This window comes from Amycolatopsis stemonae, from assembly GCF_054781455.1.
The window spans coordinates 273,783-286,506 of sequence record NZ_BAAGUJ010000002.1 but is presented as its reverse complement, the minus strand read 5'-3'; the positions used below and the strand labels follow the sequence as shown (position 1 = coordinate 286,506).

Below are 12,724 nucleotides of genomic sequence, written 5' to 3'. Positions count from 1 at the left end.
CTAGTCACTGAGCAACGAAAAGAGGCTGAAACATCGTGAAGTGGAGGCGCACTCCGCCTACTGATGGTTCAGCCTCTTTTGCCTGGACGTTCCAGGCTGCGCCGCCGGCGCATCCGTCTCAGTCTGCGTCTCAGTTCAGATCTGTTCGTGCTCGTTCGGGCGGCCTTCTGTGGGGGTGTCGACCAGGGGGAAGAACGCCCTTGATCGGGGCTGAACAGCCTTGCCGAGATCTGAAAAGCGGAAGGTCGCCGGTTCGACCCCGGCCCTGGCCACCACGAACCACCCCGATGCGTCGGGGTGGTTTTTTGTGGTTCGACCACCGGGGGTCAGCGTGAACATCTGGGACGCGGAAGCCGCGACCTTCGACGACCAGCCCGACCACGGCCTCCGCGACCCGGAAGTCCGTGCCGCCTGGGCGAAGCTGCTTCTCCCGCTCATGCCACCGAAAGCGACCGTCGCCGACCTGGGGTGCGGGACCGGGAGTCTTGCTCTTCTGCTCGCCGAGCACGGCCACCACGTCTGCGGGATCGACCTCTCCCCGGCGATGCTCGACGTCGCCCGCGGGAAAGCCGGTGACCTCGAGATCGACTTCCGGCTGGGCGACGTCGCCGATCCGCCCGCCGAACCCGGGTCCTTCGACGTCGTCCTCGTGCGGCACGTGCTCTGGGCGATGCCCGATCCGCAAGCCGCGGTCGACACCTGGGTGCGGCTGCTCGCTCCCGGCGGACGGCTGATCCTCGTCGAGGGCCGGTGGTTCACCGGTGCCGGGCTGAGCCAGGACCGGTGCCGGGCCCTCGTCGAACACCGGCGCCGGGCGGTCGAAGTGCGGGTGCTGGACGATCCCGCCTTGTGGGGCAAGGAAATCGACGACGAACGCTACCTCCTCCTGAGCCCGCCCGTTAGGCCGAACGAGTGAACCCCGGACGCGCGTGTCCGGACCGGGAGAGCCGCTCCGACCACCGGGCATGAAATACCTCCTGACGCTCCACATGAACCCGGCCCTCTGGGGCACCCTCACCGACGACCAGAAGAACGGCGTCTTCGAAGGCCACGGCGCCTTCATGAAGGAAATCACCGGCTCCGGCGAGATGGTCGAGACCAAGGCGCTCGCCGAGGCCGCCGGGACCAGGACCGTCCGGGTCGAGAACGGCGAGGCGCGGACCCGGACCGGTCCCTACGTCGAGTCGGACGCTTTCCTTTGCGGCTACTACATCGTCGACGTCGAGAGCGAGGCGCGCGCCGTCGAACTCGCCGCGAAGATCCCCGATGCGCAGTACACCGCCGTCGAGGTGCGGAAGATCGTGCACGAGGGTTGACCTCGATCGAGGTCGAGGGTGCAGGCTGATCCCATGACCAACGAATGGGGCATCGACGCCGTCGACCTCGACGCGTACCTCGCGCGGATCGGGCAGCCCGCCCGCGAACCGTCGGCGGACGCGCTGAAAGACCTCATGCACGCGCACGTCCGGGCCATCCCGTTCGAGAACGTCGACGTCGTTCTCCGGCAGCACCAAGGGATTTCCCTCGACGTCGTGACCGCGAAGCTCGTCGGACGGCGGCGGGGCGGCTACTGCTACGAGCAGAGCGGCCTCTTCGCCGCCGTCCTCGAGCGGCTCGGCTACACCGTGCACCGGCTCGCCGCGCGCGTCCAGCCGCGGCGGCCGGGGCCGTACACGCACATGACCGTCGTGGCCGACGTGGACGGGCAGAGCTTCCTCGCCGACGTCGGGTTCGGCGCCGGGATCTTCGAGCCGATGCCGCTCGTCGACGGCCACGAGGTCGACCAGGCCGGCTGGCCGCACCGGCTCACCGAGCGGAACGGCTGGTGGACGCTCGAAAAGGGCGACGAGGACATCCTCGAGTTCCGCCTCGACGAGATGCACCCGATCGACTACCAGGTCTACCACCACTACACGTCGACGCACCCGAAGTCGCCGTTCACCGGGCGGCTGGTGATCATGACGCTCGAACCGGGCGTCAGCCGGAAGCTGCTGGGCCGCGAACTGACCGTCGAAAAGCCGGGCGGCAGCAGCGAAACCACCACCGTCGCGCCGGACGAACTCGACGCCACCCTCAAGGACCTGGGCATCGAGCTGACGGCCGACGAGCTGCGGAGGCTGGAAGAGCTCTACTGACCGAACAGCTCGGCCGCCGCCACCGGGCGGCCGAGGTGGTAGCCCTGCGCCTGGTCGCAGCCCAGCGACCGGAGCAGGTCCACCTGCTCCGCCGATTCGACGCCCTCGGCGATCACCGTCAGGTCGACGGCGTGGGCCATCGCGATGATGCTCGTGACGATCGCCGCCGCGTCGCGTGATTCGGCGATGCCGGTGATGAACGACCGGTCGATCTTGAGCGTGTCCAAGGTCAGCCGGCGCAGCTGCGCGAGCGACGAATAGCCGGTGCCGAAGTCGTCGATCGCCAGCAGCACGCCCAGCGACCGCAGGGACGCCAGGACTTCGCCCGCCGCCTCCTGGTCGCGCATCAACGCGCTTTCGGTGACCTCCAGGCACAACGCGCTCGCCGGCAGGCCGGTCTGCGCGAGCGCGTCCTGCACCGTGGGCACCAGGTGCGGGTCGTCGAGCTGGCGCGCCGACAAGTTGACCTTCAGCGTCAGGTCCAGACCTTGCGAACCGCGTCGCGTGGCCAGCTCGCGCGTGGTCGCGCGGAGCATCTCCTTGCCGATCAGGTTGATCAGGTCGCTCTCCTCGGCGAGCGGGATGAACTCCGCGGGCGAGATCGCGCCGTGCCGTGGGTGCGTCCAGCGCAGCAGGGCCTCGACCGCGACCATCTCGCCGGTCGTCAGGTCGACGACGGGCTGGTACGCGGGCCAGAGCTGGCCGTCGTGCACCGCGTCGCGCAGGTCCTGCTCCATCCGCAGCCGCCGCTGCATCCGCTCGCGCAGGCCGACGTCGAAGACGTGGTGCCGGCCCCGCCCGAGCGTCTTGGCCTGGTACATCGCGACGTCGGCGTCGCGCAGCAGGTCCTCGGCGCTGCGCCGGTCGCCGGTGCCGACGAGCACGACGCCGATGCTGGCGTCGAGGTGCAGCTGCCTGCCGAGCACGCCGATCGGCTCGGCGAGCGCCGCGCGCAGGTGCTCGGCCAGCGCGCGGACCTCGCCGGGTTCGGTGACCTCGCCGGTGACGACGACGAACTCGTCGCCGCCGAGCCGGCCGACCAGGTCGTCGCGGCCGGAGCTGCGGCGCAGGCGCTCGCCGACGATCCGCAGCACCTGGTCACCGACCGAGTGCCCGAGCGAGTCGTTGATGACCTTGAACTTGTCGAGGTCGAGGAACAGCACGGTGACCGCGTCGCGCCCGTGGACGTCGAGCCGGCTCAGCACCAGCGTCCGGTTCGCGAGCCGGGTGAGCGGGTCGTGCGTCGCGTCGTGCGCGAGCTGCGCGCTGATCGCGCGGGTCTCGGTGATGTCGGTGAACGTCGTGACGACGGCCAGCGCCGCCGGGTCGTCCGGGTTGAGCAGCCGCGAGGTCAGCGACACCCAGACGTCCAGGCCGTCGGGCCGACGCAGCCGCACGACGAGGCCGTTGTGCGCGACACCGGTGCGTCGCGTCTGCACCGACGGCATCTCGTCCGGCGGGATCCAGTGCCCGGACTCGGTGAACAGCACGAGCGTGTGGCACGGGATGCCGACCAGGTCGGCTTCGGCGACGCCGAGGATCCGGCAGGCGGCCGGGTTGGCGGCCTCGATGAGCCCGGTGGGGCCCATGACCAGCACGCCTTCGTCGAGCGACGCGACGACCGTGCGGTAGTTCTGCTCGGCCCGCCGCCGCGCGGTTTCGTCCGCGCAAACGAGGACGTAACCGTCGTTCATCTCAGCTGCCGAAACGCGGACCGCCAGGGGAGCGCCGTCCCGGCGCCGGTGCACCGCTTCGGTGACCCCGCCGCCGAGCAGGTCCAGCGGCGCGCCGACCAGCTCGCTCGCCCGCCGCCCGACGGCCTCGGCCGACGTCCAGCCGTACACCGCCTCGGCCGCCGGGTTCCAGCTGGTCACGACGCCTTCGCCGGTGGTCGCGATCAGCGCGTCGCTGACGTGCGCCACCAGGGCGGCCTGGGAGCGGAGGGCGTCCGCGGCGGCCTTCTTCGCCGTGATGTCGCGCATGACGACCTGGTAGGCGCGCGGGGCGCCGAGGCGCACCCACACCGTCTCGACGGCGAACTTGCTCCCGTCCAGCCGGGACATCAGGGCTTCGACCGGCTCGCTCGCCTGACCCGGTTCGGTCAGCCGCGCGAGCTTGTCCGCCACGGCGGCGCGCGAGTCCTCGGCGACGAAGTCGGTGAAGCGGCGGCCGACGACCTCGTCGGCGGAGCGGGCGGCGAAGGTGTCGAGGGCGGCGCGGTTGGCGTAGGTGAGGACGCCGTGCTCGTGGACGCAGATCGCGTCCGGACTCAGCTCGACCAGTTCGGCGAGGGAGCCTGCCTCCATGAGCGTCCGTCCCCCTGGCAGTCGGCGTGTGGCCCGTCGATTACACCACCGACTCCGGCCCCTGCCTACCCGCCGGAACGCGGGCCGCGCGCCGCAGCCGCGGGCCCCAGAACAGCAGCCCGAAGTGCGCGGCGAAGGCGTGCCCGAGCAGCGTGACGACCGCGTCGAGCTGCCCCGGGTCGTCGGAGAGCCAGATCACCGCGATGAACCCTTCCACCGCCGCGAGCGCCACGAGCCGCGCGCGGCCGCGCAGCAGGAACACGAGCGCGCCGGCGGTGGTGAAGAAGCCGTAGCTGACGCCGATGTCGAGCCAGTGCCCGGCCGAGTTCGGCAGCACGTGCGCACTGATCAGGGCCATCACCGGCAGCTCGGTGACGAGCGTGGCCAGCACGTGGCCGGAGAAGAACACGGTCACCGCGCGGCGGGCGCCGAACCGGCGTTCCAGTGGCGCGACGGCGATCGCGAAGATGAGGACGTAGACGAGCCAGCCCTCGTCCGCGAGCCAGAGGGCGCTGGTCACCAGCGAGGTCAGCGGCCGCCGCCAGAGGTTGTGGGCGTCCGTGCTGGACAGCCGGAGGAGGCGGTCGGTGAGGTCCGCGTCGGCGAACCTGAGCAGCAGCGTCGTGCCGAGCAGGACGACCAGGTAGCCGAACGTGAAGGGCGTCGTCTTCGGGGCCGGGACGAACCGGGCGAAGTCCCGCCAGGTGCGCGAAGGCGAAACGACGACCTCGTCGATCGGCTGTCCCGCCTTGAGCAGCATGGCTTCAGCTTCGCCGGGCATGCTGGGAGTCTCCCGAATGTCGGCTGTGAATCCGCTGTGGAATGTCACCCACAGTCAGTTTGCTTGTTACGTGACGAATTTTTGCTCAAAACTCACCCGTTCGGGTGCTATGTGCGGTAAAAAGACGGCCACGATGTCGGCCGAAAGGCCTCTCGGGAAGGTCTGTCGGGGTGAACGACGAGGTATCGGTCGCCGAGCTGCTCGTGCGCGAGGGCTGGGGTGAGCGGGCGGAAGCGGGCCAGTCGCGGTGGCGGGTGCTCGCGGTGATGCTCGCCGTCGTCATCGGCTGCGGTGCCGCCGCGGTGCTGGTCGGGCTCAGCGGCAAGGGCACCCCGGACGCGTCCCCGGTCGACCAGATGCAGGTCATCCCGTTCCCGCAGCGCACCACCGGGCTGGGCGGCGCCGACCAGGCCACGGACTCGCCGCCCGAAGGCGGCACCGGCGGCGGTGACGTCGTCCCGGGCTCCGGCGTGCCGCGTGAGACCGTCACCGAGGTGCCGGGCACCACGCCGACGTCCGAGACGAGCAGCAGCGAGACGTCGACGACCACCACGCCGACCAGCGGCGGCGACCCGGGGACGTCGGTCACCCCGACGACGACTCCGCCCGGCGGTCACCACCCCACGACGACCCCGGCGCCGCCGCGGCCGTCGTGCCTGCTGATCATCTGCTGGTGATCAGGCCAGCTTCTCGGCCAGGTCGCTGAAGTCCGAGGTGTTCCAGCGCTCCGGGCGCATCACGATCGCGATGTTCTGCCCGTGGGTGTCGTCGGTCGCGTCCGTGTAGGCCTCGCTCACGCCCGGCGGCAGGTAGCGCGCCGCCATCTCGTGCCGCTCCGCCTTGGTCATCGGCCACGTCTTCACGACCGGGCCCTCGACCGAGACGTACTTGTAGACGCCGTCCTGCTGCTGGACGCACAGCGCGAACCGGCCGGCCTCCTCGATCAGCCGGGTCTTGCGCAGGCCGGGTGAGGTCATCACGACGACGTCGCCGCCCGGCTCGTAGCGGTACCAGATCGGCGTGGTCAGCGGGGCCCGGCCGGGCTCGGCCGTGACGCTGAGGACGCCGACCTGCGGCTGGGCGAGGAACGCTTCGCGCTCTTCCTTGGTCATCTTGCGGGCCATCTCGGTCTCCTTAAAGCCGTCTCGTTTGCTTTAACGATAGCCACGGCCGGCACGCAAAAGCAAGCACGTTTGCTTTAAGGTGAGGGCATGACCCGACCCGGTGGCCGCAGCGCGCGTGTCCGAGACGCGGTGCACGACGCCGTCGTCGAGCTGCTCGCCGCGGGCGAGATCGACGCGACCGTCCCGCGGATCGCCGAACGCGCGGGGGTCAACCCGACCAGCATCTACCGGCGCTGGGGCGGCCGCGACCACCTGCTGCTCGACGCCGCGGTGACACGGCTGCGCGCGACGTCGCCGATCCCCGACACGGGCTCGCTGCGCGGCGACCTGCTCGGCTGGGCCGAAGGCGTCGAACGTGCGATGCGCGACCCGCGCGGCCAGATCCTGCTCCGCGCGCTCGTCGCGACCCTCAGCCCGGGCGAGAAACCGCTCGAGTACCTGCAGGCGCGCGGCCAGGACCTGCAGGTGACGATCGACCGGGCCGCGGCACGCGGTGAGCCCGTGCCGTCGGTCGACGAGGTGCTCGACTTCGTCCTGGCCCCGCTCTACCTGCGGGTGCTGTTCCGGCGCCCGGTCGAGCCGGGCACGGGCGGCCGGCTCGTCGAACGGCTGCTCAGGTCCCTGCCGGCTCCTCGCGCCGGCCGAGGTGGTTGAACAGCAGGTTCAGCACGAACGCCAGCACCGCCGCCACCGTGATCGAACTGCCGCAGATCGTCTGCAGCCACGCCGGGAAGTGCTGGAAGATCTTCGGCGCGAACGCCGGCAGCAGGCCGACGCCGAGGGCGACCGCGACGATGAACGTGTTGTGGTTGCCGGAAAACTCGACCGTGCGAAGGTTCTGCGCGCCGACCGCGGCGACCATCGCGAACATCACCACCGCGACCCCGCCGACCACCGGCTGCGGGATCGCCGCGATGAACGCGCCGATCTTCGGCACCAGCCCCATCAGCACGAGGATCCCGCCGGTCACCGCGACCACCCAGCGGCTGCGCACCCCGGTCATCCGCACCAGGCCGACGTTCTGCGCGAAAGCCGTGTCGGGGAAGGAGTTCAGCACGCCGCCGAGGACCGCGGAGAAGCCGTCGGTGGCCAGGCCGCGCGCGAGGTCGGCGTCCGTCGGCGGGCGCCCGGTGATCTCGCCGACGGCGATCATGTCGGCCGTCGACTCGGTGAACGTCACGAGCATGACCACGCACATCGACAGGACCGCGGCGACCGGGAACGTCGGCGCGCCGAAGTGGAACGGCGACGCGAGCCCGAACCAGCTCGCCGCACCGAGGCCGTCCCAGTGCACGAGCCCCATCGGGATCGCGACCACCAGGCCGATCGCGAGGGCGAGCAGCGGCCCGATCTGGTTGGCGAACCCGCGCAGCACGCGCGTGAACAGGATCAGCAGGGCGAGGACGCCGAACGCGAGCAGGATGTGCGACAGGGCCGCGTAGTCCGGCGCCGCCGGGTCGTTGCCCGCGATCAGGCCCGCGCCCGGCCCGAGCAGCGAAACGCCGATGACGAGCAGCAGCGTGCCGGTGACCAGCGGCGGGAAGAACCGGATCAGCTTCGCGAAGGGCCTGGCGATGAGCAGCCCGAACACGCCGGACGCCAGCATCGCGCCGTAGACCGCGGTCAGGCCGTACTGGGACGCGATCAGGATCATCGGGTTGACCACGCTGAACGTCGCGCCCGCGACCACCGGCAGCCGGATGCCGAGGAGCCTCCCGATGCCGACCGCCTGGATCAGCGTGGCGACGCCCGCGACGAGCAGATCCGCGTTGACCAGCAGCCCGATCGTCGCCGTGTCGAGCTTCAACGCGCTGCCGACGATCAGCGGCACCGCGACCGAACCGGCGTACATGATCGACATGTGCTGCAGGCCGAGCAGCGCCAGCCGGCCGGCGGGCAGGCCCTGGTCGACCGGGTGCACCGCGGGTTTCGTCATGGTCAGGCCCCTTTCGCCGCGGCACAGCCAACGCGGTGCGCGTGACGGTAGCAAGACCCGGGCGTCATGATCTTGTTTCGGGGGGCGGCGGAACGGTCCCGGATGTGTGACCATCGGTGCATGACTTCGGGCGGCATTCCCCAGGTGGGCCCGCCGTTTCGCGCCGATCACGTCGGGAGCCTCCTGCGGCCCCCGGTGCTGCGCGACGCGCGACGGCGGCACGAAAGCGGCGAGATCGGCGCGGAGCAGCTCCGCGCGGTCGAGGACGACGCGATCCGCGACGTCATCAAGATGCAGCGGGCGGCCGGGCTGAGCTCGGCCACCGACGGCGAGTTCCGGCGCGCTTCGTGGCACATGGACTTCATCTACTCGCTCGGCGGGGTCTCGAAGAGCGACGAGCGGCTGCACGTCAAGTTCCACAACCTCGCGGGCGACCTCGAGTTCAGCCCGCCGGGCCTGCAGGTCGACGGCAAGGTGCGGCTCGACGAGCCGATCTTCGCCTCGCACTTCGAGTTCCTGAAGTCCCATGTGGACGAAGGCGTGACGCCGAAGCTGACCATCCCGTCGCCGAGCATGGTCTACTACCGCGGCGGCCGGGCGGCGGTCAGCGAGAGCGTCTACCCGGACCTCGAGGAGTTCTACGCCGACCTGAGCGCGGCGTACGCGGCGCAGGTCGCCGCGGTGCACGACCTCGGCTGCCGCTACCTCCAGCTCGACGACACCAGTCTCGCCTACCTGAACGACCCGGCGCAGCGGGAGCTCGTCGCGCGGATGGGCGGCGACCCGGACCGCCAGCACCTGCGCAACATCGCGACGATGAACGCGGCGCTCGCCGGCCGTCCCGAGGACCTCACGGTGACGACCCACCTGTGCCGCGGCAACTTCCGGTCGTCGTGGGTCGCTTCCGGCAGCTACGAGTTCGTCGCCGAAGCGCTCTTCGGCGACCTGGCCGTCGACGGGTTCTTCCTCGAGTTCGACGACGACCGCTCCGGCGGCTTCGAGCCGCTGCGGTTCGTGCCGAAGCACAAGAAAGTCGTGCTCGGCCTGGTCACCACCAAGCGGCCGGAGCTCGAGGACCCGGACGTCCTGGTGCGCCGGATCGAAGAGGCGTCACAGTACGTCGACGTCGACCAGCTCTGCCTTTCGCCGCAGTGCGGGTTCTCCTCGACCGAGGAGGGCAACGACCTGACCCCGGACGACCAGCTGCGCAAGCTCGAGCTGATCGTGGCGACGGCCGACCGCGTCTGGGGCGGCCACTGATGATCACGTGCGTCGTCGACTACGTCATCGACCCCGCCAAGCTCCCCGACTTCGAACGCTTCGCCGCGGCGTGGATGCGGTTGGTGCAGCGCGAAGGCGGTGTCCACCACGGCTACTTCCTGCCGGCGGAGGGGGCGAGCGACGAAGCCCGGGCGCTGTTCAGCTTCGAAAGCCTGGCCGCGTACGAGAAGTACCGGACGCTGTTCGGCGTCGACCCGGACTTCATCGAAGCCGACAAGATCCGCGACGAAAGCGGCTGCGTGATCCGGTACCGGCGGACGTTCATGCGGCCGCTGCTGCCGGACGACGATCTGTGAGACACAGCGCGAAGCGGCCGCCGTCGGTCGTGGACCGCGTCCTCGACCTCCTGGGCGCGTTCACGGCCGAGCGGCCGCGGCTGACGCTGTCCGAGCTCAGCCGCCGCGTCGGGCTGCCGCTTTCGACGACCCACCGGATCGCCGGGGAGCTGACCAGGCGCGGCGCGCTCGTGCGCGACGAAGCGGGCGTGTACCGCGTCGGGCTGTGGCTGTGGGAAGTCGCCTCGCTCGCGCCGCACGGCGCGGAGCTGCGCGAGAGCGCGATGCCGTTCCTGGAGGACCTTTACGAGGCCACGCACCAGAACGTGCAGCTCGCGGTGCTCGACGGCCCGGAGGTCGTGTACGTCGAGCGCATCTCCGGCCGCGGCGCGGTCAACGTCGTGACGCGCGTCGGCGGCCGGCTGCCCGCGCACGCGACCGGCGTCGGCCAGGTGCTGCTCGCGCACGCGCCGCCCGAGGTCCAGGAGGAAGTCCTCGGAGGCCCCCTCAAGACGTTCACGCCGAAGACGATCGGCTCGGCCGGGCAGCTCCGGCGGGTGCTGGCCGACGTCCGCCGCGACGGCTACGCGATCAGCGACGGCCAGATCGAGCTGATCGCCCTCTCGGTGGCGGCGCCGGTCCACGACTCGACGGACGAGGTCGTCGCGGCGATCTCCGTGGTCGTCCCGGCGGAGGGCACCGACCCGCGGACGCTGGTCCCTGCGGTCCGCGCCGCGGCACGCGGGATCTCGCGCGTGCTCGGCGCACCGCGGGCCCTGCGCTCCTCGGGCGACGCCTCGACGGCTTGAGGGTCTTGTGATCGGATGGCGGGTATGGGTGCACAGAACACGGTTCTCGTCGTCGGGGCGGGGCAAAGCGGGTTCCAGGCCGTGGCGTCGTTGCGGGACCGCGGCTTCGCCGGCCGGCTGGTGCTGATCGGGGACGAGCCGGGCGTGCCGTACCAGCGGCCGCCGCTGTCGAAGGCCTACCTCGCCGGTACCGCCGGGGTCGAGCAGCTGCACCTGCGCGGGGAGGACTTCTTCGCCGAGAAGGACATCGAGCTGGTCGCCGGCCGGGTCGCGTCGATCGATCGCGCGGCCTCGCGAGTGCGGCTCGAAGACGGCACCGAACTGGCCTACGACCACCTGGTCCTGGCCACCGGTTCACGGAACCGGACGCTGCCCGTGCCCGGCGCGGACCTGCCGGGCGTGCTGACCCTGCGCACGCGTGACGACGCCGACCGGCTCCGGGAGTCCCTGGCCTCCGCTTCGGACGTCGTCGTGGTCGGCGGCGGCTTCATCGGACTGGAGTTCGCCTCGCACGCCGGGCGTCCGGTGACGGTCGTCGAGGCGCAGGACCGGTTGCTCAACCGCGTCGCGACGCCCGAGATCTCCGCGTACTTCGCCGACCTGCACCGCGATGCCGGGCACACGGTCCTGTTGGGCCAGGGCGTCTCGGCGCTGCACGGTGACTCACGGGTGCGGGAAGTCGAGCTGTCCGACGGCACCCGGCTGCCCGCCGACCTGGTCGTCGTCGCCGTCGGCGTCGTGCCGGAGACGACGCTCGCGGCGGACGCCGGCCTCCCCGTGGACAACGGCGTGGTCGTCGACGCGCACCTGCGGACCGCGGACGACCGGATCTTCGCGATCGGCGACTGCGCGAACTTCCCGTGCGTGCAGGCGGGGGCCGCGACCCGGCTGGAGTCCGTGCAGAACGCCGTCGACCAGGCCCGGTGCGTGGCCGCGGCGATCACCGGCACCGAGGAGCCCTACGCGAGCCTGCCGTGGTTCTGGACCGACCAGTCCGGCGCGAAGCTGCAGATCGCCGGGATCCTTGCGGGCGCCGACCGGACCGTCGTCGCCGGTGACCAGGCCGCGGGCAAGTTCTCCGTGCTGTCCTTCCGCGACGACGTCCTCATCGCGGTCGAGTCGGTGAACCGGCCGGCCGACCACATCGCCGCGCGGCGGCTGTTCACGGCCGATCCGCACCCGCGGTACGCGGACCTCGAAGCGAGCGACTTCAACCTGAAGGGGCACCTGGCGTCAACTCGTGGTTGACGACTAAGGATCGTCAACCTACAGTTGACGGCATGGACCTTCCTGCGAACGTCAAACTCGACGACCTCATCAGCGCGATCAAGAGCAACAACGACAAGGACGCCCTCGCCCAGCTGTCCGACGCCGTCTACGTGGGCGAGCACCTGGGCGAGGTGGCCGACCACCTGATCGGCCACTTCGTCGACCAGGCCCGCCGCTCCGGTGCCTCCTGGACGGAGATCGGCCAGAGCATGGGCGTCACCAAACAGGCCGCGCAGAAGCGGTTCGTGCCGAAGGTCGACCCCGGCGGCGACCCGAGCGGGACCATCGAACGCGTCTACGGCCGCTACACCGACCGGGCCCGGCACGTCGTGGTCGAGGCGCAGAAGGCGGCGGCCGAGCACGGCAGCCCCGGCATCGACACCGTGCACATCGTGCTGGGCCTGCTCACCGAACCCGCGGCCCTCGCGGCGGGCGCGATCATGGCCCAGGGCGTCTCGCTCGACGCCGTGCGGGAGGCCGCCGAGGCGCGGCTGCCCGAGGCGGTCGTCCCGGCGCCGGACCCGATGCCCTTCACCGGCACCGCGAAGAAGACCCTCGAGCTGACCCTGCGCGAGGGCCTGCGGCTCGGGCACAACTACATCGGCACTGAGCACATCCTGCTGGCAGTGCTGGAACAACGCGAAGGCGCCGGGTTCGAGGTGCTCGACGGCCTGGGCGTCAAGAAGGACAAGGCCGAGGCCAAGATCCAGGAGGTGCTGGCGGAAATCCTCGCCGCCCGGGGATGAGGGTGCTGCTGGCCGCGGCGCTCCTGGCGGTGGTGCTGGTGACGCTGCTCTGATCGGGAAGG

At 71.0% G+C, this 12,724-nt stretch carries 14 protein-coding genes; 10 read left to right on the top strand and 4 right to left on the bottom strand.

Annotated features, from left to right (window positions below; genetic code table 11):
• The first annotated feature begins 331 nt into the window (after nt 1-331).
• Genes ACYVLJ_RS07460 through ACYVLJ_RS07450 form a run of 3 tightly spaced genes read left to right on the top strand, consistent with a single transcriptional unit; the run spans nt 332 to nt 2,135 of the window.
• Complete coding sequence (locus tag ACYVLJ_RS07460) at nt 332-916, top strand: class I SAM-dependent methyltransferase (protein WP_460438149.1); 585 nt, start codon at nt 332-334, stop codon at nt 914-916.
• Nucleotides 917-965: 49 nt separating this feature from the next.
• Complete coding sequence (locus ACYVLJ_RS07455; RefSeq protein WP_451971832.1) at nt 966-1,316, top strand: YciI family protein; 351 nt, start codon at nt 966-968, stop codon at nt 1,314-1,316.
• A gap of 33 nt (nt 1,317-1,349) precedes the next feature.
• On the top strand, nt 1,350-2,135 hold the full coding sequence (locus ACYVLJ_RS07450) for an arylamine N-acetyltransferase family protein (RefSeq protein WP_460438148.1): 786 nt from the start codon (nt 1,350-1,352) through the stop codon (nt 2,133-2,135).
• Here the strand turns inward: ACYVLJ_RS07450 and ACYVLJ_RS07445 are convergent.
• Both ACYVLJ_RS07445 and ACYVLJ_RS07440 read right to left on the bottom strand, forming a co-directional pair.
• Nucleotides 2,129-4,441 (bottom strand): sensor domain-containing protein, encoded by a 2,313-nt coding sequence (locus ACYVLJ_RS07445; RefSeq protein WP_460438147.1) that lies wholly within the window; start codon nt 4,439-4,441, stop codon nt 2,129-2,131. The two genes, ACYVLJ_RS07450 and ACYVLJ_RS07445, sit on opposite strands and share 7 nt — an antisense overlap.
• A gap of 40 nt (nt 4,442-4,481) precedes the next feature.
• A complete protein-coding gene (locus ACYVLJ_RS07440) occupies nt 4,482-5,222 on the bottom strand; it encodes a rhomboid-like protein (protein WP_460438146.1) in 741 nt (246 codons plus the stop codon).
• A 170-nt stretch (nt 5,223-5,392) separates the two neighbouring features.
• Here ACYVLJ_RS07440 and ACYVLJ_RS07435 point away from each other — a divergent pair, with 170 nt between their 5' ends.
• Complete coding sequence (locus tag ACYVLJ_RS07435; protein ID WP_451971844.1) at nt 5,393-5,899, top strand: hypothetical protein; 507 nt, start codon at nt 5,393-5,395, stop codon at nt 5,897-5,899.
• Here ACYVLJ_RS07435 and ACYVLJ_RS07430 read toward each other — a convergent pair whose 3' ends face one another.
• Nucleotides 5,900-6,346, bottom strand: coding sequence for a pyridoxamine 5'-phosphate oxidase family protein (locus ACYVLJ_RS07430; RefSeq protein WP_460438145.1), 447 nt, complete (start codon nt 6,344-6,346; stop codon nt 5,900-5,902).
• 87 nt (nt 6,347-6,433) lie between these two features.
• Here ACYVLJ_RS07430 and ACYVLJ_RS07425 point away from each other — a divergent pair, with 87 nt between their 5' ends.
• Nucleotides 6,434-7,000 carry a TetR/AcrR family transcriptional regulator gene (locus tag ACYVLJ_RS07425; RefSeq protein ID WP_451971850.1) on the top strand — a complete coding sequence of 189 codons (567 nt, stop codon included), beginning with the start codon at nt 6,434-6,436 and terminating at the stop codon, nt 6,998-7,000.
• On the opposite strand, the gene ACYVLJ_RS07420 is transcribed toward ACYVLJ_RS07425, so the two are convergent.
• The gene (locus ACYVLJ_RS07420) at nt 6,960-8,282 is read right to left on the bottom strand and encodes a nucleobase:cation symporter-2 family protein (RefSeq protein WP_460438144.1); all 1,323 of its coding nucleotides are present in this window, start codon (nt 8,280-8,282) and stop codon (nt 6,960-6,962) included. The two genes, ACYVLJ_RS07425 and ACYVLJ_RS07420, sit on opposite strands and share 41 nt — an antisense overlap.
• A gap of 120 nt (nt 8,283-8,402) precedes the next feature.
• On the opposite strand from ACYVLJ_RS07420, the gene ACYVLJ_RS07415 reads away from it, so the two are divergent.
• From ACYVLJ_RS07415 to ACYVLJ_RS07395, 5 genes are read left to right on the top strand one after another with little or no spacing between them, the layout of a single operon-like run.
• A complete protein-coding gene (locus ACYVLJ_RS07415) occupies nt 8,403-9,542 on the top strand; it encodes a 5-methyltetrahydropteroyltriglutamate--homocysteine S-methyltransferase (protein WP_451971856.1) in 1,140 nt (379 codons plus the stop codon).
• A complete protein-coding gene (locus ACYVLJ_RS07410; RefSeq protein WP_460438143.1) occupies nt 9,542-9,859 on the top strand; it encodes an NIPSNAP family protein in 318 nt (105 codons plus the stop codon). Before ACYVLJ_RS07415 ends, ACYVLJ_RS07410 begins: the two co-directional genes overlap by 1 nt.
• Nucleotides 9,856-10,647 (top strand): IclR family transcriptional regulator, encoded by a 792-nt coding sequence (locus ACYVLJ_RS07405; protein WP_451971862.1) that lies wholly within the window; start codon nt 9,856-9,858, stop codon nt 10,645-10,647. Before ACYVLJ_RS07410 ends, ACYVLJ_RS07405 begins: the two co-directional genes overlap by 4 nt.
• A 24-nt stretch (nt 10,648-10,671) precedes the next feature.
• Nucleotides 10,672-11,895 carry an NAD(P)/FAD-dependent oxidoreductase gene (locus ACYVLJ_RS07400; protein ID WP_460438142.1) on the top strand — a complete coding sequence of 408 codons (1,224 nt, stop codon included), beginning with the start codon at nt 10,672-10,674 and terminating at the stop codon, nt 11,893-11,895.
• A 32-nt stretch (nt 11,896-11,927) separates the two neighbouring features.
• Nucleotides 11,928-12,662 carry a Clp protease N-terminal domain-containing protein gene (locus tag ACYVLJ_RS07395; protein ID WP_460438141.1) on the top strand — a complete coding sequence of 245 codons (735 nt, stop codon included), beginning with the start codon at nt 11,928-11,930 and terminating at the stop codon, nt 12,660-12,662.
• The last annotated feature ends 62 nt before the right edge of the window (nt 12,663-12,724 follow it).

Coding starts and splice junctions, on each gene's coding strand:
- ACYVLJ_RS07455 (WP_451971832.1), top strand. CDS start 966: ATGAAATACCTCCTGACGCTCCACATGAACCCGGCCCTCTGGGGCACC.
- ACYVLJ_RS07450 (WP_460438148.1), top strand. CDS start 1,350: ATGACCAACGAATGGGGCATCGACGCCGTCGACCTCGACGCGTACCTC.
- ACYVLJ_RS07445 (WP_460438147.1), bottom strand. CDS start 4,441: ATGGAGGCAGGCTCCCTCGCCGAACTGGTCGAGCTGAGTCCGGACGCG.
- ACYVLJ_RS07440 (WP_460438146.1), bottom strand. CDS start 5,222: ATGCCCGGCGAAGCTGAAGCCATGCTGCTCAAGGCGGGACAGCCGATC.
- ACYVLJ_RS07430 (WP_460438145.1), bottom strand. CDS start 6,346: ATGGCCCGCAAGATGACCAAGGAAGAGCGCGAAGCGTTCCTCGCCCAG.
- ACYVLJ_RS07425 (WP_451971850.1), top strand. CDS start 6,434: ATGACCCGACCCGGTGGCCGCAGCGCGCGTGTCCGAGACGCGGTGCAC.
- ACYVLJ_RS07420 (WP_460438144.1), bottom strand. CDS start 8,282: ATGACGAAACCCGCGGTGCACCCGGTCGACCAGGGCCTGCCCGCCGGC.
- ACYVLJ_RS07415 (WP_451971856.1), top strand. CDS start 8,403: ATGACTTCGGGCGGCATTCCCCAGGTGGGCCCGCCGTTTCGCGCCGAT.
- ACYVLJ_RS07410 (WP_460438143.1), top strand. CDS start 9,542: ATGATCACGTGCGTCGTCGACTACGTCATCGACCCCGCCAAGCTCCCC.
- ACYVLJ_RS07400 (WP_460438142.1), top strand. CDS start 10,672: ATGGGTGCACAGAACACGGTTCTCGTCGTCGGGGCGGGGCAAAGCGGG.
- ACYVLJ_RS07395 (WP_460438141.1), top strand. CDS start 11,928: ATGGACCTTCCTGCGAACGTCAAACTCGACGACCTCATCAGCGCGATC.